Consider the following 22,852-nt stretch of genomic DNA (forward strand, 5'->3'; position numbering starts at 1 on the left):
CGCGATGTTGCACGTGCCGCAAACCCAAGCTTTAAATAGCCCGGGCAATCAGTGCCGCCAGCGCTTTCGCTCCTTTAGCTGTTAGATGGACACCATCCTGTGAAAAATAGTCGTCTTTGCCAGAGCTGGCAGTGTGCCAGTCAACGAGAACCATATTTTTGCCCGCTCTGGCTGCTTTGGCTAGAGCATCGTTGACGATTTGCTCCCACGGCCGAGGGACCCTCGTGTTCACCAATATAATTTTTTTATTATTCTTAAGTAGATCAGAAATTCGCGAAAGCTGCTTGCTTGCAAAAGCGCCGTTCGTTCCGAGCTCAATAATAACGGTGTCGCCAAGCGTGCCTTGCTGCTGAAGCTGTTCAAGAATAGGTGGAGCCTCAGACATTTGCCTGCCGATTTGACCGTCTACCGCTATGCTGGGAACGAGCTTTTCCAGCTCGCTCTGAATGTCGAGCATAACGGAATCTCCAATTGCGGTCACCTTTGTTTCGGAATGAGAAGGCTGTTCTGCCCCATGCTCTGGCGCCTTCTTGCCCCCGCCCCCACCCGACTCGGTCGGTTTCACTGACGAAATCGGCTCGTTACTTGCTTCGGGGCTTGCCCATGCACTTGCCTCCCCGCTCGGTGCCGGCGTCTGCTCTGGTGCGGCCGACTCCAGCTCGCCCGATTCTGATCCCGTCCCAGCACCAGAGCTTCCTTCAACACTGGGCTCCGTCCCCGGAGCTTCGGCATTTCCAGCGGCGTAATTACCCGACGCCTGCACATGTGAGAGCGGCTTATTGCCCCAGATCGAATCTAACCAGTCCATTCGAAGGGCAAATGAAAACGTGACGAATAAGCACACGCTGAAGAAGGCGATAAAGGCTCTTCGATAGGAATGGGCGGCTATCCAGGCGGGGAATTGCCTGCACAGCTTTCTAATGCTTCCGTGACGAAGGGGTTGTTCAACATATTTATAGGATACGGTGGCAAGCACAAGCATCAACACAAGCTGCAAACTTAGGCGCATCATCGAAATTTCACCCGTATCCACAGCCGGACTCGTCAAAATTATGACCGGATAATGCCACAAATAAAGTCCATAGGAACGAACACCGATAAAACGAAGCGGCTGAATCGATAATAAACGACCGATTCGGCTGGCTGGATGCGCCGCTGTCATAATGAGCAGCATCGATACAAAGGACAGCAGCAGCATGCCTCCAAGATATAAGAAGGGCTGATACTCATTCGTATACCAAAAAGCAAGCAGCGAGATAAGCAGCGCGGTTCCGCCGATTATATCAAGCGTAAGCTTCGCTTCATTGGAAACGCGTGGTTTGAGCTTATGAAACGGCCATATAAGAGCAAGCGCTGCCCCGATGAGCAGGCCGAACATGCGCGTATCTGTTCCATAATAAACACGGCTCGGATCACTGTCAGGCTGGTATAGCCATGCCATAGCAGCGGCCGACAATAGGGCCAGTGCGAGTATGCCCAGCAGCAGCGCACGGCGCCGTTTCAAAAAACGAAGACCCGCTAAGAGCATAAGCGGCCACACCAAATAAAACTGTTCTTCTACAGCAAGTGACCATAGATGGCCGAGCGGCGAGGCGGGGCCAAAGCTTTCGAAATAAGAAACATTATGTAAAATAAGCCACCAATTGCTCACATATAGCAGCACACCAGGTAAGTCGGTTAAAAAGGGAGACCAATGCGGAAAAGAAAACAGCAGGGTCGCTGCCCCGGTGACCGTAATCATAAACAGCATGCCGGGAAGCAATCTTTTTGCCCGACGGATCCAAAAAGCTTTCAAATCTATTTTTCCATGTCGTTCTAGCTCATGCATTAATATACTAGTGATCAAATAGCCGGATAGGACAAAAAAGATGCCTACACCGAGCAGTCCGCCCGGCATCCATCCGGGATGAAGATGGTACAAAATAACCGCAATTACAGCGATTGCCCTAATTCCGTCAAGCCCAGCCCTGTACGTTTTGTTTCCCTGTTGCTCATGTGCACTTCGCGCGATATGTCCTTGTGACTGCTTGCCGTTGTCCATTCTGCCTCTTACCTGCCTATGTCTAATTTTGTTGCACAACATTAAAATTGAATGAGGGCTGTAACCTTTATTATCATAATGATTATAGAAAAATGCAAAGGATAAATAGTTACAAATCAGTTATTAAAATTGTGTTCTTTTACCATGCAACTATTTAGGGATAAGATTCGTTTTGGTGGATGAAGGGTATTAAGAAGGCAGAGTCAAAATGTTTATTAAACCACCTACGAAGCAGGAGGACATTCATAATGAAAACATCCACACGATCGATCTCCAAAGGGAAAAGCATGATGGCAGCAGCGGCTATTGCGATTGGCTTGGCAACGATATTGCCGACAGCTGGGGCAGCGGACGCTACAGCTGAGCAGGGTTTGTTCAGCGGAAAGCCGGCAGGCGACAGCGCCTACCATTTTAGCGATATTCAATTTTTAAATGCAACGACAGGACGGGCTGCCGGCAATGGCTTTCTCATCGGGACATCTGATTCTGGCTCCCATTGGCAGTCGATATATAAAGGGACATGGCAGTTCACACAGCTCGATTTCATCTCCAATACAACAGGCTGGGCGCTAGCAAAATCTGCGAGCAATGGTCCGAACGCTTTGCTGTATACGACGGATGGCGGAAGCAAGTTTACGAAGCTGCCTACAGGCACTCTTCAACTGCAGCGCATTCATTTTATAGATAAAAATAATGGCTTTGGTTATACGAATGCCTTTGCCTATAAAACGAAGGATGGCGGGAAAAGCTGGGCGAAAATCGCAACCCCGGCAAACACGCGCTATGCGGAGTTTGTAAATGACAAGCAGGGCTGGGCACTAGTCATCCTGCCGGGTCTCGGCTATAACCTGTCGAGAACGACGGACGGAGGCGTGACCTGGACGACTTCCCTTCATGTGAAGGCGGACGAGCTGAGCGGTGGTAAAATCGTTGCAGATGGCACTGGGGTATGGGCGCAATTTAATGGTGGAGCGGGCATGTCGCAGCAATCTTATTCGGTATACGCTTCGGCTAACAACGGTGCAAGCTGGCGCAAGGTCATTAGCCAGAGCACAGCGGGCGGTGGCAGCGCGCCTGGAGAAGCAAAGGGACTTGTTTCACAAGGGCCGGCATCACCGGGCGGACATCCGAGCGACCTTGAGCTGGTGGGGGGCACAGCGATTTTGAGCGCGTATTCCCCAGCGGCGCAGCGCATCGGCATTGGACGCTCCTCCAATGGCGGACAAACCTGGTTTGCGCCGTCGGATACGGTCGGTTATGCCAACACGATTTCGTTCACGAGCACCTATGTCGGGTATATGGCGGATACGAGCCTGAATTCCCCAGCAATCTACAGCACAGTGGACGGGGGGAAAACCTGGTATACCAAACTTGAAATTCCGACTAAGCCATAGGCAGCTTTAGACTATATGCAGCATGAGCAAACTGACAATCTTTCTAACATAGCCGCCTTCAGCACGGGCTAAACGGTCGGCTGCTGTCTGGACAAAAAAACCTCTTGGCAAATGGCCAAGAGGTTTTTTTGGTGTGCTTCTCTTTTTGATAAAGTTCCAATTCAAACATAAATTTACACATTTCCACCATAAATCTGTATTCAACAACTTATGTAAACGCTTTATCATTTGTGAAGAACGTGAACACGCATGCCAATAAAAACAAGGAGGTTCAACTTTCATGGTTTTTTTGCGCAATAAGCTTTTACGAGATGTCATAGCAAGCACGATGGTGCTGTTGCTGTGCTTCTCTGTTGTGTCCCCGGTGTTTGCAAATGATGAGCATACGATTTATACAAATGCGGAGGATGTTGTAACAGAAGCTGCTGTATCAGAAACGGCTGACCCAACTGCTGAAGAAATGGTCACTGAAGATATAACTCTTGATGAAACAGCTCATGAAGAAGCAACAGCTTCAGCAGTCTCTGCTGGTCTGCTGCTTCATTACAACTTTGATGAAACAGCAGGCAGCACGGTGAAAGACCGCTCTCCGAACGGGCATGACGGCCTATTATCAGGAGGAGTGGCCTTCACGGCAGATGGCAAAATAAACGGAGCCGTTGATTTAAATGGAACGGATGGTTATGTTAAACTGCCCGATGGTGTGCTTTCGTCCACCCATGATATGACCATTGCCACTTGGGTGAAGGTGGACAGCTTGGGAACGTGGGCGCGAGTGTTTGATTTTGGCACCAGTACGACAAATTGGATGTTTCTGACTTTGAAAAATCATTCGGGCGTTGCCCATTTCGCGGCGCTTCCCCAAGGCAACGGTGAAAATGCTTTGGCTGGCCCGGTTTTTACGGCCTCCAGCTCATGGCAGCATGTAGCGGTTGTCATTTCCGGCAACACGTATACGATGTTTATCAATGGCATTCAAGTGGCCACCGTAAGCAATATGCAAAATGATCCCTCCGAGCTTGGCTTTACGACGAACAATTATATTGGCAAATCCCAGTTTGCGGCTGATCCTTATTATGATGGCAAAATAGACGATTTCCGCATCTATGACCGCGCTTTGTCTGCAAGTGAGCTTGTCTCACTGGTCGGAGAGGCGTTAAGCGATATCGAAATCATTGCGTATGATAAAAACTGGCTGGAGCTGGGCGATACGACGCAGCAGACGAAGGATCTGTCACTACCGGCGGCGGGCCCTGGAGGAACGGTCATTTCTTGGGCTTCTTCTGACCCGGCAACGGTAAGTGCAGAAGGGAAGGTAACGCGTCCGGAAGCGGGACTTGGCGATAAGACGGTCATCCTTACAGCGACGATTGCCAAAGGGGCCGAGCAGGATACAAAGTCCTTTACCATCGTAGTATGGGAGCTGAATTCGGCATCCTATACCTTGAATATTAATGGCAGAGAGGCGGCTCATGAGGTGAGCCCTACGCTATACGGCATTTTCTATGAGGATATCAACTATGCGGCGGATGGCGGGTTATATGGTGAATTGGTGCAAAATCGCTCCTTCGAATTCGGCACCTCTTTGTTTGCTTGGAGCAAAGTCGCATATGGCGGTGCTGTGGGCGAGCTCGCCACCGCGACCGACGAGCCGCTGAACGCCAGCAATCCGCGATTTGCGCGCCTGACGATTACGAATGCGGGCAGTGATACGGGAGCAGCGGTTGAGCTAGCGAATGCAGGCTACTCGGGCATAGCTGTTGCCAGCGGCGAAACATATAATTTCAGCGTTTATGCACGGAGCGCAAGCCCTTTGACGAAGCCGCTAGTTGCCCAGCTTAGAGGACAAGACGACGTGGTTTATGGCTCCTGTGAGGTGAAGGACCTTACAGCTGATTGGCAGAAGGTTGGCTGTGCCATTCAAACGAATGCCGCCAGCACGAACGCAAAGCTCGTCGTTATCGGAACGGAGCTGGCGGTTATCGATTTGGATATGGTGTCGCTGTTCCCGGAGAAGACGTGGCAAAACCGCACAAACGGGCTGCGCTACGATCTAGCCGAAATGCTTGACGATTTAAATCCGGGATTTCTTCGTTTTCCAGGCGGCTGTATCGTGGAGGGCGGCTCTCTTGAAAATCGCTACAGATGGAAAAATACAATCGGCGACGTAGCAGAGCGCCAAATCCAGCGGAATCAATGGGCGGCCAATTATTATCAATCGTTCGGCCTCGGCTTTCAGGAATATTTCCAGCTATTGGCGCCGAGCCTTTGCCGATTATTTTTATCGGCCAAGTGTCCTGTCACGGCAATCCGCCGAAAGTGCCAATGAACGAGCTTGGCCCCTATATTCAAGATGCGCTCGATCTCATAGAATACGCGAATGGACCAGTTGATTCTACTTGGGGGGCAGTGCGCGCTGCGAGTGGTCATCCGGAACCATTTAATATGAAATATCTTGGCGTTGGCAATGAATTGTGGGGCCAGGATTATTTGGACCGGTATGAAGTTTTTTATGATGCGATAAAAGCAAAATATCCCGACATTCAGCTGGTGCTGAGTGCGGGCGCTTTTCCAGAAGATTCGATGTTCCATTATGCTTATGATTGGCTTGGAAGCAATGGCAATAAAGCGGATTTGGTCGATGAGCATATGTATCAGAGCCCGCAGTGGTTTTACAATAATGTCAATCGGTATGACCATTACAGCCGCAGCGGGCCGAAGGTTTTTGTAGGCGAATATGCAGCGCACGGAACGGGCAAAAAAAACAATATGGAAAGCGCCCTCGCCGAAGCGGCATTTATGACGGGGCTTGAACGCAATTCGGATGTTGTGGCAATGTCTTCGTTCGCGCCATTATTTGCAAGGCAAGGCAACACGCAGTGGACGACCGATTTAATCTGGTTTGACAACAGCCAGGCGTATGGGACACCGAACTATTACGTGCAGCAGCTGTTCAGCCGCCATGTCGGTCAGCAGCTTATGCCGTCCCAGCTTCAGAAAAATAAAAGCTATAGCAGCAGCACCGTCCAAGGCTCGATTGCACTCGGCTCTTGGAACACAGCTGTAGAGTATGATGAGGTAACGGTTACGGCTAACGACGGTACGATTTTGCTGCAAAATGATTTCAGCGATCCGTTGACGCTTTCGCAGTGGAGCAGCTTCAAGGGCGCTTGGTCGATTGACAGCGGCGTGCTCAAGCAAACCTCGTCCAGTACAACGGATGCGCGGCTTCTATTGAAGGAAGGCCAGCAATGGAGCAATTACACGATGCATTTGAAAGCGAAGAAGGCGGCGGGCTCCGAAGGCTTCCTGATCGGATTTGGCGCTAAGGATACCGACAATTATTATTGGTGGAACCTTGGCGGCTGGAACAATACGTTGACCGTCATTGAGCAGGCGGTTGGCGGCACCAAGTCGAACCTCAGCAATTCCTTGAACAGCGGAGTTGAAGCCAATCGTTGGTATGATATTAAAATCGAATTGCAGGGCTCGCTCATCCGCTGTTATTTGGATGGTGTTTTGGTGCATGAGGTCGATCGGGACCCCGGCCCGCTGTACAGCGTGACTACGAAGGATGACAAGACAGGTGATCTGATCGTCAAGGTCGTGAATATTGGCGGCAGCGAGCAAACCTCAATCGTAAATGTGGATGCTGATTATATCGACGGCAGCGCTACCGTGCTGGAGCTGAAAGCGGCATCGGCGGCGGAGGAAAACTCGTTTGCCACACCGGAAAACGTATTGCCGGAGGTGAAGGAGGTTGCCGGATTAGGCCAATCCTTTACGTACGATTTCCCCGCCTATTCGGTCACTGTTTTAAGACTGAGAACGGCGCCTGGAGCGGTCATAACAGCAATAAATCCTATACAGGTCAGAGCGGCTGTAGGAGCAGTAACATTGCTTCCAGCTTCCGTTTCCGTCAGCAAGAGCGATGGCAGCGAGCAAAATGCAAATGTGCAATGGGGAAAAATAGATGAGGAGCAAGTGAGCAAAACAGGCCTTTTCAAGGTGAAAGGCGAGGTGGCCGGCACCTACTTGACGGCGGAGGCAACCGTCATTGTTTCGAAGGTGGATGGGGGTCCAACACCGACTCCTACGCCGACACCGACGCCTGAGCCGTCTGCAAGTGCGACACCAGAGCCGACGCCAAGCAGTACAACGCCGCAGCCGACCGCGAGTGCGACACCGAATCCGACATCTAGCCCTTCGGGCGGTTCGAGTTCATCGCAGCCTACTGCTACGCCTAAGGGAACGGAAGGCGGCAAGCAGTTGGTGGAGTTGGATGAAAATACGGTGAAGGCCGCGCTGGAAAGCGCCATTGATGGGAAAATCAAGCTGAAAATCAATTCAAATGCAGAGGCAAAGGAATGGCTAGTAAAAATCCCACTCACGCGATTATTGGAAGCTGGAAGCACAGAGAAAGCTGAGTGGCTCGAAATCGATACGGGCTTTGCCATCGTAACGCTATCCTTGAAATGGCTTGAAAATAATAAAGCCACAGCTCTAAAAAGCTTGAGCCTTACGATTACGAAAGCGGATATTTCCAAGCTGCCTGCTGAGACGCAGCAGCAATTGACTGGCGCAGTCGTTTATGACTTTCAGCTGGAAGTGGATGGGGTGAAGGTCAGCGATTTTGACGGGCGAGAGGATATTGTTGTAGCTATTCCATATTCATTGCAGCCTGGTGAAAATCCGTATCAAATCATTATTTGCTATATTACGGATAGTGGAGCGCTGGAAGCTGTGAAAAATAGCAAATATGATTCATTAAGCGGCAGCGTGGTGTTTAAGTCCAAGCATTTCAGCAAATATGCTGTCGTGTACAAGAAAGTCGGCTTCAAGGATGTAACGAAAGCATGGCAGCAGCAAGCGGTTGGTGCGTTGGCTGCCCGCGATATCCTCAGCGGGACTGGCGAAAGACAATTTAAACCGGAAGCTGCGGTGACGAGAGCGGAGTTTATCTCCATGCTGATGAATGGACTGGATTTGACGGAGGCGAATGCTCTAACACCGCTGAGTGATGTCCGACAAGGGACATGGTATTATGACGCCGTGGCCACAGCCTATAAGCTCGGAATTGTTAAAGGAAAATCAGACGGCAGCTTTGGTGTGTATGACAAAATCACGAGACAAGATATGGCGGTCATGGCCTATCAGGCTGCAAAATATGCGGAGCTCGAGTTAGCTAAGGAAGCAGCAGCACCATTTTCAGACGAGAATGCTATTTCGGTATACGCCAAAAAAGGTATTGCTGCCATGCAAGCGGCTGGAATGGTGAGCGGCATGGGCCAAAATGAATTTGCCCCTCTAGCCCAAGCAACACGGGCACAGGCTGCTGTAATGATCTACAAGCTTCTGGGCTTGCAAGTCGAATAACGAAAAAAGGATTTCCGTCCCCTGCTGGAATGCAGTTGGAATGGAGATCCTTTTTTTGCTGCTCTATAGTGCTGCTTGCAGCAGCTGCTAAATGCCGCCTATTTTCCGGCCTGCGCGGAATTGCTTGTACCAAAAATAAACGGTGCAGCCAACGCAATAGCCGAGCAAGGCGGCGCTAGCGGCTGCCAGCAGCATAATGGAGAACGCATAGCTGGCAATTTCCCAGCCAAACACTGCGGATGCCAGCGCTAGAGTAAGAAACAGCACAGCCAGCACATTGTTGAAACGCTGCAGCTCAGCCGCTTGCGTCTCCGTGCCGGTCTCTTTTATAAACAGCTTCGCAATCCGTACAAAAAGGTTGAGCTTCCCCGCAGAAGCAAGGCCAGCCACTTGAATGATCCATAATATCCCCAATAGCAAGGGCTGATTGAAGATAAAGGAGAGAAGAACAAAAGTAACGATTCCAACCTGGTTCGCTTTAACATAGCGCATAGGAACTTCACGCATTACCGTTCACCTCTAATTCCAATTTATTTACTTGGTATTATTGTATGCCGTAGTTGAAATTTGAGCAACATAAATATTTTGTATCGTCGTCTAAAGGAAAGAAGCTTTAAACCGGGCTATAAAGGTGCTATATTTTAGCTATTATAAAGCGAGCGCAGAGGTGACGTATGCCGATTATTAGGACTGAGCTTTACATCAAGGCGCCCGCCCAGCTATGCTTTGATCTGGCCCGCAGCATTGATATCCATGCGGAATCGACTTCACAGACGAGAGAACGCGCGATTGGCGGCGTGACGCAGGGGTTAATTGAGCTAGGACAGTCTGTGACGTGGGAGGCTGTGCATTTTGGCATTAAGCAGCGGCTGACAGCGCGCATTTCCGTCATGGAGGCTCCGCATTATTTTGTGGACGAGCAGGTTAGCGGGGCGTTTAAGCATTTTACACATTCCCATGAATTTATCATCTCCGGAGACGGAACCTTAATGATTGATACGTTTGATTATGCCTCGCCCTTGGGAGTGCTGGGAAAGCTTGCAGATTTGCTGTTTCTGGAGCGCTATATGCGGGTATTTTTGACAAGACGCAACCTTTATATTAAAAATGTCGCCGAGCAGCGCGCAGTAGCGGTGAAATGAATATAGAAATAACACTCGAAATAATGCTTGCAAAACAGATGCAAAACGCTTGAAAAAACATATGAAAAAAAGATTTTACTTTTGCATTGCTGTGTGTTAAATTAACTTATGACCAATTGACTGAAAATGAAATATGGTCATTTTTGATCATTAAGCTGAACAATGAACGTTTGAAACGCTTTTTGCAAGGGAGGTAATGGGGATGGCGGTTGATCGCAAAACATTGATTTTAGAAGCGGCGGCGCAGTCGTTTGCACAGTATGGCTATAAAGCGACGACGATGGATCTCGTATCCAAAATCGCAAATGTAGGCAAAGGGACGATTTACACCTTTTTCAAGACGAAGGAAGAGCTGTTTGAGGAAATTCTCGGCAAAGCCTTTGCAGAGCTGCAAAGCATTATGAACGAGGGAACGGAGCAGGACGCGGCGTTCGCCGACAATTTGTTTAATGTGCTTGATTCGATTCTCGATTTCCGCTCTGACCATGAGCTGGCTGTGAAGCTCTCCCAGGAGGTTCGAGACATTGGAACGGTGCAGGCGCTGGAGGGTATTCGCCGAATGGAGCAGTTCGCGCTGGACTTTCTTAAGCAGCAGCTGGAGCGGGCGATTGACAATGGCGAGGTGAAGCCTTGCAATCCTGAGATTGCCGCGTTTATGATTTTTCGGCTGTACATCGGATTGACGTCCGATTGGAATAAGCTGAGCGCGCCGCTGAGCAAGGATGAGATTAAACAAAATATGCTTTCCTTTATCACATATGGCATTGTAGCCGATCCGGTAAAGTAATGGGCAAAGTCAAAGCAAGACGGCGATGCCTATTTTTTTGAGAAAAACTGACCAATATACCGAAATGGTCATTAGTTCAACATATAAGCAGCATAGATCAGCATATTGAAAAAGGACGTGTTCTCGATGGGTGTATTTCAAGTGTTTTGGAAGGAAATAAAGCTGCTTGGCAAGAAGCCGATGGTGCTGCTGACGTTAGCGGGTGTTGCCCTGCTTCCGATGCTGTACAGCAGTTTTCTAGTAGAAGGCTCATGGGACCCTTACGGACAGACGAGCAAGCTGCCGGTAGCGGTTGTTAATCTTGACCAAGGGGCAGACTATGAAGGCAAGAAGCTGCATATTGGCGAGGATTTCGTCGATGAGCTGGGGAAAAATACTGACTTTAGCTGGTCTTTCGTTACGCAGGATCAGGCAAAGACCGGCATGAGCAATAATCATTATTATATGACGATTACGATTCCTGAGCATTTTTCGCAGGATGCATCGACGCTGACGGAGGCTGAGCCGAAGCAAGCGGAAATTATTTTTGAACCGAATAGCGATTATAACTTTGTAGGCGCACAAATCGGCAGCAGCGCAATGAAAGAGCTGAAGTCGAAGCTGTCCGTGCAAATAACAGAAGCCTATACGCGCAGCATGTTTGAGCAAATCGATAAAATTTCCGATGGGCTTGGTAAAGCAGGCTCCGGTGCAACGGAGCTTCAAGATGGGGCAGGCAAGCTAGAGGGCGGCATTACGACGCTGAAAAAGAATCTGAACAAGCTGGCAAGCGGCACAGCGGACGTTCAGGTAGGTGTGAAGCAGCTCGCGATTGGCGCGGGCGACCTTGCCAAAGGCGCAGGTGCGCTGAAGTCGGGAACCGCGACTTTGTCGAGCGGGCTCAGTGAGCTGTCTGCGGCGGCTGCCAAGCTCGGCGCTGGGGCAAGCAGCGCGCAGGATGGCGCTGCTAAGCTTGAAGCTGGCTTGCAAGCGGCAAGCGCTGGAAGCGGGAAGCTGTCCGCTGGCTTGACGGCTTCGGAGAAGGCCAGCGCGCAGGTTGCGGCCGGCGCAAGCCAGGTCGCTGACGGTTTGGCGCAGCTCGTAGCGAGCAGCCCGGAGCTGCAAAGCAATGAGCAGCTGGCAAAGCTGCTGGCAAAGCTGCTGGCGGCTAGCCGCCAAGTGGCGTCCGGCAGCGAGCAGTTGCATGACGGACAGAAGCAATTGCTAACCGGCAGCACAGAGCTTGCGAAAGGACAGAAGCAGCTGCTGGATGGAGCAGCTAAGCTTAGCAGCGGACAGCAGGAGCTGGCTAAAGGGCTGCATACCTTCAGCACCAAAATGAAGGAAGCTGCGGCAGGCGGCGAGAAAACAGCAGAAGGTGCCTCAAGCCTTCAAGCAGGCGCTGCAAAGCTGCAAACGGGACTTGGAAAGCTGAACGGCGGCGTTAGTGAACTGGCCGACGGCTCGAAAAAACTTGACGATGGCGCAGGCCAACTGGCCGATGGCTCCGTGAAGCTGGTTGACGGATCGGGCGAGCTTGCGAGCCAATTAAATGAAGCGGCTAGTAAATCGTCAGACGTGCAATCAGGAGACAGCACGGTTAGCATGTTCGCTGCTCCAGTCAAAGTGACAGAAAACACCGATCATAAGCTAAGCCATTATGGACTGGGTATTACGCCATATTTCCTGTCACTGGCGCTATTTATGGGAGCGCTCGTGTTTACTACGGTGTTCTCTTTGAGAGAGTCTGGCATTGCCAGTGCTACACCTATGCAGCGTTTTGTCAGCCGGACGCTGACGTTTACGATGGTCAGTCTCGTGCAGTCGGTCATTGCCGACACGGTTCTGCTATACGTCCTCAAGCTTGAAGTTCACAGCAAGCCATTATTTTTCTTATTCACAATTATAACAAGCCTGACCTTCACTTGGATCGTACAAATGCTCGTCACATGGCTTGATAACCCGGGCCGCTTTGCGGTCATCGTGCTGATGATTTTGCAGCTTACTTCAAGCGCAGGAACGTTTCCGCTGGAGATGCTGCCGGACTGGATGCAGAAGGTAAATCCTTGGCTGCCGATGACACACAGCATTATCGGCTTCAAAGCGATTGTAGCAAGCGGTGATTATGGGGTAATGCGCGAGCAAATGTTGATTTTAGGCATCTTTGCGATTATTGCGCTCGCCTTGACCTTCCTGTATTTCTTTCGCCAGACTGGAAAAAATGAACAATTACAAGCCATTACCGCATAATGAAGCAGCAGGATAAATGAAGAAGAATAATCGGAAGGAACCTCCTCTTTCATTCAACTCGCAAATGCGTTAATATAATCTTAACAATTATCGTTAAGGAAGCGGCCATCACGTGTTGATGGCTTCTTTTTTTTAAATATAAGCATTTATAAGTTACACATTTATCATATTAACGTGGAATGCGAGAGAGTGAGTGAGGCTTATGCAGCAACTGATGTTTGGAGAAAATAAGCAGCGGTCGCCTTTTTTGCTTGTTTATGCAGCGCTGCTGCTCAAGCTGGCGTTATTTCGCTATTTTATTTTTGATACGATTGCAATGAGAGATGTGGCGATGGACGGCCTAGGCTTGCTAGGCGTGTTATTGCTGTTCGAGCTGGTTGCCCCCGGCAAACGCAAAGGTGCTCTTTTTTTACTCGTTAATGCGGTACTGTCGCTGCTGCTGTTTGCCTCGACGGTTTATTTTGATTATTATGGCTCGGTGCCGACGTACAATGTGCTTAAGTCGATTAATCAAGTCGGTCAAGTGCGGGCAAGTGTTCAGTCGTTAATTCAACCTGTCTATTTCGCTTATTTTCTTGATGTGGCGATTTGGCTGGCGGTGTATGCAGTAAGGCGTTTTCGTACACGGAAAGTATATGAATACAAACGTATGGGAAGAGTGTCGGTGCTGCTTGTCGTGCTAATCGTCAGTACATCGTTTTTCAGCCGCCAGGTTTATATGGATCAAACGATTGTAAATGAGCTGGAGAGGGCGAAAAATCTCGGGTTTATCGGCTTTCAGGCATCTGCGGCTTGGCAGGCTGGCAGTGAAGCCATCGAGACCGAAACCGGCAGCTTGCCAGAAACGATTGCTGAAATTAATGAGCTGCAAGCAAGCTATCCTTATGCTGATACGGGAGCTAATAAGGATGTACAAGCCAAGCAAGCGGAGAAACAACCTGTTCAATTTGGTAAGGCAGCAGGTAAAAATTTAATTGTCCTGCAAATGGAGGCCTTCCAAAACTTTCCGATCCACCTTAAGGTGGACGGCCAGGAAATTACGCCGACCATTAATCAGCTGGCGGATGAGGGGTATTATTTTCCTCATGTGTATCAGCAAATTGGCCAGGGCAACACATCGGATGCCGAATTTATGTCGAATACGTCGATTTATCCGGTCGGTAGCGAAGCGATGTCAAAAGGGTACGGGGACCGTGCGTTCCCAAGCCTTCCGAAGCTATTGCAGGAGCAAGGCTATGATACCGCCACCTTCCATATTAATAACGTGACGTTCTGGGATCGCGACAAGCTATACCCGGCGCTTGGTTTTAATGCTTATTACGATAAGCCTTATTATACGAATGACCAATTTAATGATTTTGGCGCCTCGGATGAGGAGCTTTACCGGGTCGGAGTCCAAAAGCTTACCGAGATGAAGCAGCCTTTTTACGCGCAGTTCGTTACAACGTCCAGCCACTTTCCCTTTAAGGTGCCGGCTGACCGCGTAACACTAACGCTGCCGGATTCGCTTGCAGGCACTCAGCTGGGCGACTATTTGACGGCAATCCATTATACCGATTACGCCATTGGCACATTGATCAGCAAGCTTAAGGAGCAGGGATTGTGGGACAATACGGTGCTGGTTATGTACGGCGACCACTTCGGCCTGCAGCCTGACAAAATCGATCCAGAGCAATTTAAGACGGAGCTTGGCATGACGTATGATGCACGGCTAAGCCGCTTCAATATTCCGTTTATCGTTCATATGCCGGGCGGTGTCAAAGGCGGCAAAGGGCAGGTAGTGGAGCAGGTCGGCGGACAGCTGGATATGATGCCGACGATTGCTAATTTGCTTGGTCTTAAGCCGGAGCAGTCGGGCGCTACGCTGTTTGGCCATGATCTGCTGAACATCGATCGGAATGTGCTGGGGATGCGTTATTATTTGCCGAGCGGATCATTTTTCAATAATGATATTTTGTTCGTTCCCGGCAAAGGCTTTGATGACGGCACCGCTGTATCGCTTGATACGATGGAGCCAGTTCCCAATTTTGAGCAGTACCGCAGCGACTATGATTATATGATGAAGCTCATGAGCTTATCCGATAAATACGTGCGTTTGCTGCCAAAGCGCGAGCTTGAGGCGTATTAATGATAATAGATGAGTGAGATAATTACTGTTTTTATTGTAAAAAAGCTCCGCCTATTGGCGGAGCTTTTCACAATTACTATTCGAATTTTTCCACTTTTCAATGGCTTCGCTAACTTCTTTATCGCGTTGCTCGTCTTTCGGTCCAGGTATAGTCGGGGAGACTTCATAAACATTGAAACGAGTGTCTGCTATATCTATGCGTCCGCTGCCGGAGCTTCTTACAAAGTTGCTGCCGTTCATTTGAAATCCACCACCTTTAATTTAAGTATAACCTAAATTATGTGGTGCCTTTTCAATTAAGTGTATCCATTCATGATCGCCACGATTTTCTAGTGCGATGGCTCCCTCTATTTGATCCGAATCGATGACACAAATTTTATACACTTTGACATTACCCATCTGAAAGTACAATCGCCAGTTAAAACCTGGAGTCCAATTTGGTCGCATTCCTTTTACATCATCTATACTCATTTTTGTTATGTATATTGGAATACGGTAGCCTGTCTCGTTTTCTATAAGCATAAAACCACCTCAAGAACTATCATACCATCAAAAATAGTGGGATTTCAGGAAGAATTATCTGAATTACATCATGAAAAGCACCTCCAGCGCTGCGCTGTATTGCCGCAGCTGGAGGTGCTTTTTTCAAAATATAGGAAAGCATATGATTTCGCCATACTTTCTCTATTTCTCTGACTGAAACGCGCCGCGCCGCCAGAGGACGGCGGAAGCCGTTTCACCTTAGCTTTTTTGAAAAAGAATACAGCAGAACAGGCAGGATGCTACTCACGCGAAAAGCCTTCCTCTTCCAAATATTCGACAGCCTCTTCGTAAGTTTCGAAGGCCATCTCCAAATTAACTCCCTCGTAGATCATCCAAGTATCTTCCTCAAATCGTACTTGAAGCGTCTGCGAATCCTCGTTAACCCATTGCTGATCGGAATTAGCCCGTTGTCTTCTGCGCTGTGCTCTCGTCAGGGGCACTTCAGGCTTGAACGATAGCGATTTGATTGCTTCGGCAATCAACGTGCGAAGCGCAGGCTCATCCAGGCTGCGAATGTTGACGAGGCCCTTGTCGTCGATGTCATAGCCTTCCAGCAGGGCGGCATAAACGAAGCCATTGCCGTTCGGATGCAGGTGGTAAACGACATTTTTGCGGTCGTACACGCTGTCTGCATATTGAAAATTAACGCGTCCAAGCGATACATCGCTGCGCTCCAGCTCGGGAAAGGACGTAATGATTTCAAGCTTTTGTTCAAAGGTTAGCATAATTTCCTCCATCATTGAATCCAGTTTACTTTAGCGTAAAGGGCGCTGGCTACAGATGCGCCTTGTTGACCTGTTCGTTGCGTACCATTTGCTCTAGCTTGTCGACGAGAGCTTGATGCTCAGGCGGCAGCTTCCGCAAGCCGAATAACCGTTTGGCTTTGTTTTGCTTCAGCGTCTTCAGCATATACAGCTTCTCCCGATAGGTGAACATGGGTACCAGCCTCCAATCCAATTGCACCGTAAGTTCCTCCATTATATAGGCTTCACCGTCAGGATGAAAGCTATAACCTGAACAATGGAGCTTTTTTGCGAGGGGCAAGGCGGCGCGGGCGGCTTTTCTTCTTTTTTATCCGAGCCAAGCATAAGCTTGAATACAGAGTGGGACGATCCTTAGGGCGGGAGGCGATAGAAGCATGGCAAGATGGGGGAGAAAATGGGGACTGCTTCAGCTGTTGAACCGCAATCGAAAGCTATCCTGGCCTGGACTGCCGCTGCGGCGGGTGAAGACGGTCAATTGGAGCAGCCGTGGAAACGCAAGCGGAAATGCAGGCAGCCGCAGCGGCACAAGCTGGGGCAATGGCAAGCGATCTGGCGCAAGTGTTAGCCGGCCCAAGAGCTGGGGCAGTGGCAAGCTTGCCAGCGCAAGCATGAGCTGGCCTAAAAGCTGGGGCAGAGGGAGCCGTTCTAGCCCCACCGCTAGTCGCCCCAAAAGCTGGGGAGTGAGCAAGCCGCTGTTCGGTAAGGGCAGCAGCCAAAGCGGTTTTGTGGCAAAATCGCAGTCTGGGAGCGCTGCAGCCCGCCAAGCGACCTATGATGCTTTTCAGCCTGGACAGTCACAGTCTTCTGGCGGAGGAAGCTGGGGCTCGCGGCCAAAGTCGCCAAGGCGGAAGCTGAAAATATGGACTGCCATTATTGTGCTGACATTGCTCATTGGCGGCATTCAGTCTTTTTTATACGTAGATAAGCATTTACGCGAGCCGCTTACAAAGGTTGCCCAATTGCGAATCAAGCAGGTAGCAACGCAGGCGATTAATAAAGCGACGACGGAGCAGGTGGCGAGCCAATCCGAGTTTGAGAAGCTGGTAGATTGGAAAATGAACAGCAACGGAAAAGTGTCGGGATTCATGCTGAACTACAATGAGCATACGAAAATTAGGGCGCAGACCATTGAAACGGTGCAATCGACGCTTGCGGATCTCAAGGAAATACCCGAGCATATCCCGATTGGCAATGCGCTGGGCAGTCCGCTTATCGCGTCGTATGGTCCCCGTGTTCCCGTGAAATTTGAGCCGGTCGGCGCTGTTAAAGTAGATCTCAGCACACGGCAGCAAAATGCGGGCATCAATATGATTTTGATTGAGGTGTACATTCATATTGTCGCTGAGGTTGCGATTATTATTCCTTTCGAAACGGAGCCGCAAATGGTGGAGACGGAAATTCCAATTTCCTATTTGCTCGTCGTTGGCGACGTCCCGATGTATTATTACGACAACAAAGGCAATCCAGTAGGCAACTCTGCCCCTGGCGCCCCTAATATTGCACTGCCTTTATCAAAAGGAACCGGGGTGACGCAGCCATCGGATGGCAGCATGCTGGAAGAGCAACTTGAAGCGCCGACACTGCCTGCGCCGAGCGCGGAGAATGAGAGCGAGCATTAGTAATAAGGAAAGCCACTGATGCAATCACCAGCATCAGTGGCTCATTAGTGATTCATTAGTGATTCATTGTTGTTTCATTTAAGCGTAAGCGAAAATTACATGTACAGCATGAAGAAATTCACGTCATGTCCGTTCTGCTTCAAGTAGTTGTAAAGCTGCGAGCGATGGTGGAACGTATGGGTAACGACCTCAATAAGCCATTTGATCTGAACCATGCCATGCTCCAAATAATAAGCTTTAGATGATTGATTCAGCAGCTCCTCCTCGCTTAAGGAAAGGATATACTTCTTGAACGTTCCAAGATTGGCTTGAAAACGCTGAATCAGCTCATCGGGGCTAGTGATGCCAGCGGCTCCATTTTCAACTGCCGCCACTTCATGCTCTGTCTTTTCCTGCAAAATGGCAAGATCGCTCGCCGGAATAGCTACCAAATGATGAACGAGCTCCAGCAGCGAGCGCATATTGTCCTGCGGACGAAAGTCCCACTCGGATGGCTGAATTTGGGCAATGAAGGAGCAGCTTGTCCGAATGGACAGCTCCAATTCCTCCAGTAAATGATCTCTAACGGTAAATGTTCCTGACATCATGTATCGTCTCCTTGTGTGGTTGATTATTTATTCATGTTGTTCATAGCGGGCAGCGAGCTGGCATACTCGTTGATAGATCGCTTTTCGCAGTGCAGGCGGCTGCGTCACTTCGGCATCCATGCCAATATAGGTGAAAAATTGAACAGCCCAATCCCATTCGGACATGGGCAAATCCATTTCAAGCTGCCACAGCTGGCTATCGACCTGCTTGACCAGTTGCCCGAAATGAGGGTCCTGCTCGGCGAGTAATGCTCCCCGATACGTTAATTGAGCAGCGATGTGAACGAGCTTCATTGCACCGGGCTCCGCCGATATAGCCTTGTCCATGTAGGCTGAGGCCGCTGGCGGCGACTCGATGGGCTCCAATTCCACAAAACGGTCAACGCGGAATGTGCGCTGCTCTTCATGCAGCACGGAATAAGCCTCACAATACCAGAAGCCATGCGCTGTGTAGAGCCGGAGGGGCAGCAGCTCAAGCGATCTTTGATGCTGCTCGGAGCGATAGAAGGCGCGAATCCAGATCGATGTTCCTGCATATTGCAGTAGCTTCTCTAGTAGCGGCGTTTTGTAGCTCCGATCGGGAATCGAAATTTCTAAACGATCCAAGATCGGCTCTATATGCTGCAAAATATGCTCCGGCATGGTGGCCCGAATTTTATCAATAGCTGTAAAACGTGCTTGGTTAAAAGGGGTGTCGGCCATTTTGGTCATGGCATTCAGGGAAAATAACACAGCGAGTGCTTCCTGCGAATCGAAATGCAGCGGCGGCAGCTTATAGCCATCCATTAGTCGGAAGCCTCCCGCAGGTCCCGATAGGGCATACAACGGTATTCCCATCTCGGCTAGCGCCTGCATATCGCGAAGAATCGTTCGTTTGGATACCTCCAGCTTGCTGGCCAAAGCCTGCGCTGTCTCGGGCCGCTGCTGCAAGGCCATCATAATGGCAATGAGGCGATCATTCCTTTTCAAACGGAGCCTCCCTCCCTTTTTAACCCAGTATAGCATGCCATTAGTGACAACATGTTTGTCATCATTAAATCAGGCTGCCAATAAAAAATAAAGCGAAAATTATGCTGCCGCCTATGAAAAAAACCGCTAGCTGCCGGCCAGCGGCCAGCAATTAACGGTACGGATTTTCTCGGAATGAAACGCGCTGCGCCGCCAAGGAAGGCGCCAGCCGTTTCACCTTGTTCACCTTGCTCGTCGCAGTTCTTCGCGCTCCCATGCCTTCAGCAGCGGATACGGATCGAAGGACCATTCGATGAGTCCGCGGTCGCGGTATATGCCGTAGTGAAGATGGGGCGGGAATTTGCCTTGGGTTCCCGGCTTGCCATAGCCTGAGCTTCCGACCCAGCCAATCACTTGTCCCGGCTTGACTACCGTTCCGGCGGTCAGCGATTTGTCGAAACCGGATAGGTGCGCGTAATAATGGTAATAATTGTTGAGATCACGGATGCCAATGCGCCAGCCGCCGAACGGGTTCCAGCCCTTCACCTCGATAATGCCGTAGCAGGTGCTTTTGACCGAGAGGCCGTAGCCGGCGAACAGATCGGTGCCTTCGTGGCTGCGTCTGCCGCCCCAGCTGCGGGCGTTTCCCCAAGTGCTTTTATACGAATAGTTATGCCCGACAGGCAGCGGAAAAGCATGCTCAAACAGATCCAGCCGCCCAAACGCTTCATAAATACGCGCAAACTGCTGAATGCGCTGGACAGAGCGGCTGTTATGATAATATTCCCATAGCCCGATGGCCAAATCATCCGCGGTCGTTCCATGCTGCAAAATTTTGCTTGCTATCGCATACAGCAAATCGGAATCGTTGGTGCGTTCCGCTTGCCCGTCGCCATCACCGTCCCGGCCAATGCCGTTGAACCAGCGAATGGAAAGCGGTGATATGTCGGCTTTATTCGGATTCAGCAGGCCGCTCCATTGATCCTGCTCAATAAAGACGCCAACGGTTTGGCCTAGAAGCGGCCGCGATTTCGGGCGTGCGCTGGACAGGGTGCGCTCATATTGATCGATAGCGGCAAGCTGCGGCCAGGGAATGCCCGTCATCAAGCTTAACTTGTCATATAACGTTTGCCTGTTGGCGAACACTTCGGCAGCTTGGGGTGTGGACTGGGCTGGCAAAAGGCTTTCATCCTTATGCTCAGCAGGCCGGGATGCCGAATGGGCATGCCCCAAGTGCCCGGTTATGAGGCAGGCGGAAAGTGTGAGTGCTGCTGCAAATCGCACGGTCTGTTTCAAGCTGTCCATCCTTTCTGTAGCTGTATCGCTTGATGGTTAGGTTTTGCAAATCATTGGTTTTTATGCGAAGCATGCACACTCGTTATCCATCGTAAATCTGTATAGCTTTTATCTGAATTTCGAATGAATCTAATATGTGATAACGTGCTACATAGGGAAGAAACATGCTATAATAGCGAAAGTGATACGGCCAGGACTTATTTTGAAATGCAGCCATTGTTGCGTTTAAGGGTAGGGCCTTGTTAAATGGAGTGAAAGCAGGGATGCCGGATGAAACCAACCAAACAAACAGAAAAACTGCCGAAGCCGGATTGGCTTCGCATTAAATTAACGACTGACGGCAATTATGCCGAAATTAAAGACATGATGCGCACCAAGACGCTGCATACGGTATGCGAGGAAGCGCGCTGTCCAAATATTTATGAATGCTGGGCGAATCGTACAGCAACCTTTATGATATTAGGTGACATTTGTACGCGGGCTTGCCGCTTCTGTGCGGTGAAGACGGGTATGCCGACGGAGCTTGATACACAGGAACCGGAACGCGTTGCTGAAGCAGCGGAGCAGATGGGTTTGCGCCACTGCGTCGTAACGTCCGTTGCACGCGATGATTTGAAGGATGGCGGCGCATCTATTTTCGCCGGAACGATTCAAGCGATTCGCGAGCGCGTTATGTTTTGCCGCGTCGAAGTGCTCATTCCGGATTTCCTAGGCAATGAAGCCGCGCTTCAAGTGGTAATGGATGCGAAGCCTGATATTTTGAACCATAATATTGAAACGGTAGAGCGCCTTTCTGACCGCGTGCGTGCCCGGGCTAAATATGCCCGTTCACTGGAGCTGCTTAAACGCGCGAAAGCGATGAATCCGAAAATTCCGACGAAGTCGAGCATTATGCTAGGCCTTGGCGAGACGTTTGAAGAAATTTTGAAAACGATGGATGATTTGCGTGCGGTGGATTGCAATATTTTGACTTTAGGCCAATACTTGCAGCCAACGCCAAACCATCTGCCGCTAGTTCGTTACGTGCATCCCGATGAATTTGCCGCTTTGAAGGAAGAAGGATTGAAGCGTGGATTCCGGCATGTTGAGTCCGGCCCGCTCGTTCGCAGCTCCTATCATGCGCACGAGCAGACGGATTCCGCTGTTGCCGCTGAAGAGCGCGAGCTGAGCAGCGTATAAGGCTTGAACTGAAGCTTCGAGAGGTGGGAAGTCGTCTTGATTCAAATCGGTGGTAAAATATATGAGCTTGTTCATGAGAACAGAAATGGCTGGAATCAAGAGGCCTTTCGTGCCCGCTACAGCGAGGTGCTGGAGCGGTATGATTATATCGTTGGCGACTGGGGCTATAGTCAGCTGCGCCTGAAAGGTTTTTTCAAAGACAATCATATGAAGTCAACTCGTGATACGATGTTCTCCTATGCGTCGGATTACATTAATGAATATTGCAACTTCGGCTGCCCTTACTTTGTGCTGGAGAAGACCGGAAGCGTGAAGCAGTCTCCCGAGCTTGAGGAAGTGGACGAGGAGGATGCACTGACGGCTGATCTCAACGACAAGCTGTTCATGGCGCTGGAGGAAGCTTTTCAGACGGCTGGGCAGGAGGAGGATGGCCTCGTGCAGACGAATGCTCCGGCAGCCAAGTCTCCTAGTGAACCACGTGCTCTGAATCAGGGTCAGAAGCAAAGCCAGCAAGGTCAAAGCCATACTTCGCGCGGCAGCTCCGGCAATCGCAGCGAGGATTCTGCGCAGCGCAGCGGTGGCAAGCAGCGTGAGCGCCGCAGCTACCGGCCGAATGGCGGCAGTAGCGGGGGCGTAGAGCGTGCAGATCGCAGCGGCGGCAAGAAGCCGCCAAGAGGACTTGCGGCAAGCAAGGAAATCGCCGCTTCCGCTGAAAGCAATGAAGGGGCGCCGGCTCAGCCGCAGCGCCAGAAATCGCCTTATCGCGGCAAAAACCGCCCGCCGAAACCGAATCATTCCGAGCCAACAACGGAATAAGCA

Annotated in this window: 18 protein-coding genes and 1 pseudogene; 10 read left to right on the forward strand and 9 right to left on the reverse strand. The window is 50.2% G+C overall.

Going from position 1 to position 22,852, the window contains the following annotated elements; all coding sequences use genetic code 11:
• Positions 1-31: 31 nt before the first annotated feature.
• A complete protein-coding gene (locus AC50YG_RS15205; RefSeq protein ID WP_494827863.1) occupies positions 32-2,041 on the reverse strand; it encodes an acyltransferase family protein in 2,010 nt (669 codons plus the stop codon).
• Between the two features lie 248 nt (positions 2,042-2,289).
• Between AC50YG_RS15205 and AC50YG_RS15210 the strand changes: the two genes are divergently transcribed.
• The 3 genes and pseudogenes from AC50YG_RS15210 to AC50YG_RS15220 all read left to right on the forward strand — a co-directional run bounded on the left by AC50YG_RS15210 (position 2,290) and on the right by AC50YG_RS15220 (position 8,811).
• Positions 2,290-3,435 (forward strand): WD40/YVTN/BNR-like repeat-containing protein, encoded by a 1,146-nt coding sequence (locus tag AC50YG_RS15210; RefSeq protein WP_494827865.1) that lies wholly within the window; start codon positions 2,290-2,292, stop codon positions 3,433-3,435.
• Between the two features lie 679 nt (positions 3,436-4,114).
• Positions 4,115-8,385 (forward strand): annotated as a pseudogene (locus AC50YG_RS15215) (LamG-like jellyroll fold domain-containing protein); the annotation flags it as partial.
• Positions 8,386-8,406: 21 nt separating this feature from the next.
• Positions 8,407-8,811 (forward strand): S-layer homology domain-containing protein, encoded by a 405-nt coding sequence (locus AC50YG_RS15220; protein ID WP_494828186.1) that lies wholly within the window; start codon positions 8,407-8,409, stop codon positions 8,809-8,811.
• A gap of 87 nt (positions 8,812-8,898) precedes the next feature.
• On the opposite strand, the gene AC50YG_RS15225 is transcribed toward AC50YG_RS15220, so the two are convergent.
• Positions 8,899-9,318: a DUF4395 domain-containing protein gene (locus tag AC50YG_RS15225; RefSeq protein WP_494827866.1), complete on the reverse strand. Its 420-nt coding sequence runs from the start codon at positions 9,316-9,318 to the stop codon at positions 8,899-8,901.
• 167 nt (positions 9,319-9,485) lie between these two features.
• Here AC50YG_RS15225 and AC50YG_RS15230 point away from each other — a divergent pair, with 167 nt between their 5' ends.
• The 4 genes from AC50YG_RS15230 (at position 9,486) to AC50YG_RS15245 (ending at position 15,097) form a co-directional block, all read left to right on the forward strand.
• Positions 9,486-9,953 carry an SRPBCC family protein gene (locus tag AC50YG_RS15230; RefSeq protein ID WP_494827868.1) on the forward strand — a complete coding sequence of 156 codons (468 nt, stop codon included), beginning with the start codon at positions 9,486-9,488 and terminating at the stop codon, positions 9,951-9,953.
• A 202-nt stretch (positions 9,954-10,155) separates the two neighbouring features.
• Positions 10,156-10,740 carry a TetR/AcrR family transcriptional regulator gene (locus tag AC50YG_RS15235; protein ID WP_494827870.1) on the forward strand — a complete coding sequence of 195 codons (585 nt, stop codon included), beginning with the start codon at positions 10,156-10,158 and terminating at the stop codon, positions 10,738-10,740.
• A 126-nt stretch (positions 10,741-10,866) separates the two neighbouring features.
• Positions 10,867-12,969, forward strand: a complete 2,103-nt coding sequence (locus AC50YG_RS15240; protein ID WP_494827872.1) for a YhgE/Pip family protein — start codon at positions 10,867-10,869, stop codon at positions 12,967-12,969.
• Between the two features lie 202 nt (positions 12,970-13,171).
• On the forward strand, positions 13,172-15,097 hold the full coding sequence (locus tag AC50YG_RS15245; RefSeq protein ID WP_494827874.1) for an LTA synthase family protein: 1,926 nt from the start codon (positions 13,172-13,174) through the stop codon (positions 15,095-15,097).
• A 51-nt stretch (positions 15,098-15,148) separates the two neighbouring features.
• Here the strand turns inward: AC50YG_RS15245 and AC50YG_RS15250 are convergent, their stop codons facing one another.
• The 4 genes from AC50YG_RS15250 to AC50YG_RS15265 all read right to left on the reverse strand — a co-directional run bounded on the left by AC50YG_RS15250 (position 15,149) and on the right by AC50YG_RS15265 (position 16,603).
• A complete protein-coding gene (locus AC50YG_RS15250) occupies positions 15,149-15,337 on the reverse strand; it encodes a hypothetical protein (RefSeq protein WP_494827876.1) in 189 nt (62 codons plus the stop codon).
• Positions 15,338-15,358: 21 nt separating this feature from the next.
• Positions 15,359-15,619 carry a hypothetical protein gene (locus AC50YG_RS15255; RefSeq protein WP_494827878.1) on the reverse strand — a complete coding sequence of 87 codons (261 nt, stop codon included), beginning with the start codon at positions 15,617-15,619 and terminating at the stop codon, positions 15,359-15,361.
• A gap of 260 nt (positions 15,620-15,879) precedes the next feature.
• A complete protein-coding gene (locus AC50YG_RS15260; protein WP_473761005.1) occupies positions 15,880-16,365 on the reverse strand; it encodes a hypothetical protein in 486 nt (161 codons plus the stop codon).
• 49 nt (positions 16,366-16,414) lie between these two features.
• On the reverse strand, positions 16,415-16,603 hold the full coding sequence (locus AC50YG_RS15265) for a hypothetical protein (protein ID WP_156182362.1): 189 nt from the start codon (positions 16,601-16,603) through the stop codon (positions 16,415-16,417).
• Between the two features lie 175 nt (positions 16,604-16,778).
• Here AC50YG_RS15265 and yunB point away from each other — a divergent pair, with 175 nt between their 5' ends.
• On the forward strand, positions 16,779-18,023 hold the full coding sequence (yunB, locus tag AC50YG_RS15270) for a sporulation protein YunB (protein ID WP_494827881.1): 1,245 nt from the start codon (positions 16,779-16,781) through the stop codon (positions 18,021-18,023).
• Positions 18,024-18,118: 95 nt separating this feature from the next.
• Here yunB and AC50YG_RS15275 read toward each other — a convergent pair whose 3' ends face one another.
• The 3 genes from AC50YG_RS15275 to AC50YG_RS15285 form a co-directional block, all read right to left on the reverse strand.
• Positions 18,119-18,607 (reverse strand): DinB family protein, encoded by a 489-nt coding sequence (locus AC50YG_RS15275; protein ID WP_494828187.1) that lies wholly within the window; start codon positions 18,605-18,607, stop codon positions 18,119-18,121.
• A 30-nt stretch (positions 18,608-18,637) separates the two neighbouring features.
• Complete coding sequence (locus AC50YG_RS15280; protein WP_494827883.1) at positions 18,638-19,579, reverse strand: helix-turn-helix transcriptional regulator; 942 nt, start codon at positions 19,577-19,579, stop codon at positions 18,638-18,640.
• Positions 19,580-19,801: 222 nt separating this feature from the next.
• Positions 19,802-20,863 carry a M23 family metallopeptidase gene (locus tag AC50YG_RS15285; RefSeq protein WP_473761001.1) on the reverse strand — a complete coding sequence of 354 codons (1,062 nt, stop codon included), beginning with the start codon at positions 20,861-20,863 and terminating at the stop codon, positions 19,802-19,804.
• A gap of 261 nt (positions 20,864-21,124) precedes the next feature.
• Here AC50YG_RS15285 and lipA point away from each other — a divergent pair, with 261 nt between their 5' ends.
• Both lipA and AC50YG_RS15295 read left to right on the forward strand, forming a co-directional pair.
• The gene (lipA, locus tag AC50YG_RS15290; protein ID WP_099519069.1) at positions 21,125-22,033 is read left to right on the forward strand and encodes a lipoyl synthase; all 909 of its coding nucleotides are present in this window, start codon (positions 21,125-21,127) and stop codon (positions 22,031-22,033) included.
• A gap of 36 nt (positions 22,034-22,069) precedes the next feature.
• Positions 22,070-22,849, forward strand: a complete 780-nt coding sequence (locus AC50YG_RS15295; protein ID WP_494827886.1) for a YutD family protein — start codon at positions 22,070-22,072, stop codon at positions 22,847-22,849.
• Positions 22,850-22,852 lie beyond the last annotated feature (3 nt).

The organism is Paenibacillus sp. J31R34, assembly GCF_059383715.1.

What these genes read in the sequence shown, in the direction of transcription:
- AC50YG_RS15245 (WP_494827874.1), top strand. Translation starts at nt 13,172, where the DNA reads ATGCAGCAACTGATGTTTGGAGAAAATAAGCAGCGGTCGCCTTTTTTG.
- AC50YG_RS15240 (WP_494827872.1), top strand. Translation starts at nt 10,867, where the DNA reads ATGGGTGTATTTCAAGTGTTTTGGAAGGAAATAAAGCTGCTTGGCAAG.
- AC50YG_RS15205 (WP_494827863.1), bottom strand. Translation starts at nt 2,041, where the DNA reads ATGGACAACGGCAAGCAGTCACAAGGACATATCGCGCGAAGTGCACAT.
- AC50YG_RS15225 (WP_494827866.1), bottom strand. Translation starts at nt 9,318, where the DNA reads ATGCGTGAAGTTCCTATGCGCTATGTTAAAGCGAACCAGGTTGGAATC.
- AC50YG_RS15210 (WP_494827865.1), top strand. Translation starts at nt 2,290, where the DNA reads ATGAAAACATCCACACGATCGATCTCCAAAGGGAAAAGCATGATGGCA.
- AC50YG_RS15285 (WP_473761001.1), bottom strand. Translation starts at nt 20,863, where the DNA reads ATGGACAGCTTGAAACAGACCGTGCGATTTGCAGCAGCACTCACACTT.
- AC50YG_RS15260 (WP_473761005.1), bottom strand. Translation starts at nt 16,365, where the DNA reads ATGCTAACCTTTGAACAAAAGCTTGAAATCATTACGTCCTTTCCCGAG.
- yunB (WP_494827881.1), top strand. Translation starts at nt 16,779, where the DNA reads ATGGCAAGATGGGGGAGAAAATGGGGACTGCTTCAGCTGTTGAACCGC.
- AC50YG_RS15275 (WP_494828187.1), bottom strand. Translation starts at nt 18,607, where the DNA reads ATGTCAGGAACATTTACCGTTAGAGATCATTTACTGGAGGAATTGGAG.
- AC50YG_RS15220 (WP_494828186.1), top strand. Translation starts at nt 8,407, where the DNA reads ATGAATGGACTGGATTTGACGGAGGCGAATGCTCTAACACCGCTGAGT.
- AC50YG_RS15250 (WP_494827876.1), bottom strand. Translation starts at nt 15,337, where the DNA reads ATGAACGGCAGCAACTTTGTAAGAAGCTCCGGCAGCGGACGCATAGAT.
- AC50YG_RS15230 (WP_494827868.1), top strand. Translation starts at nt 9,486, where the DNA reads ATGCCGATTATTAGGACTGAGCTTTACATCAAGGCGCCCGCCCAGCTA.
- AC50YG_RS15235 (WP_494827870.1), top strand. Translation starts at nt 10,156, where the DNA reads ATGGCGGTTGATCGCAAAACATTGATTTTAGAAGCGGCGGCGCAGTCG.
- AC50YG_RS15255 (WP_494827878.1), bottom strand. Translation starts at nt 15,619, where the DNA reads ATGCTTATAGAAAACGAGACAGGCTACCGTATTCCAATATACATAACA.
- lipA (WP_099519069.1), top strand. Translation starts at nt 21,125, where the DNA reads ATGAAACCAACCAAACAAACAGAAAAACTGCCGAAGCCGGATTGGCTT.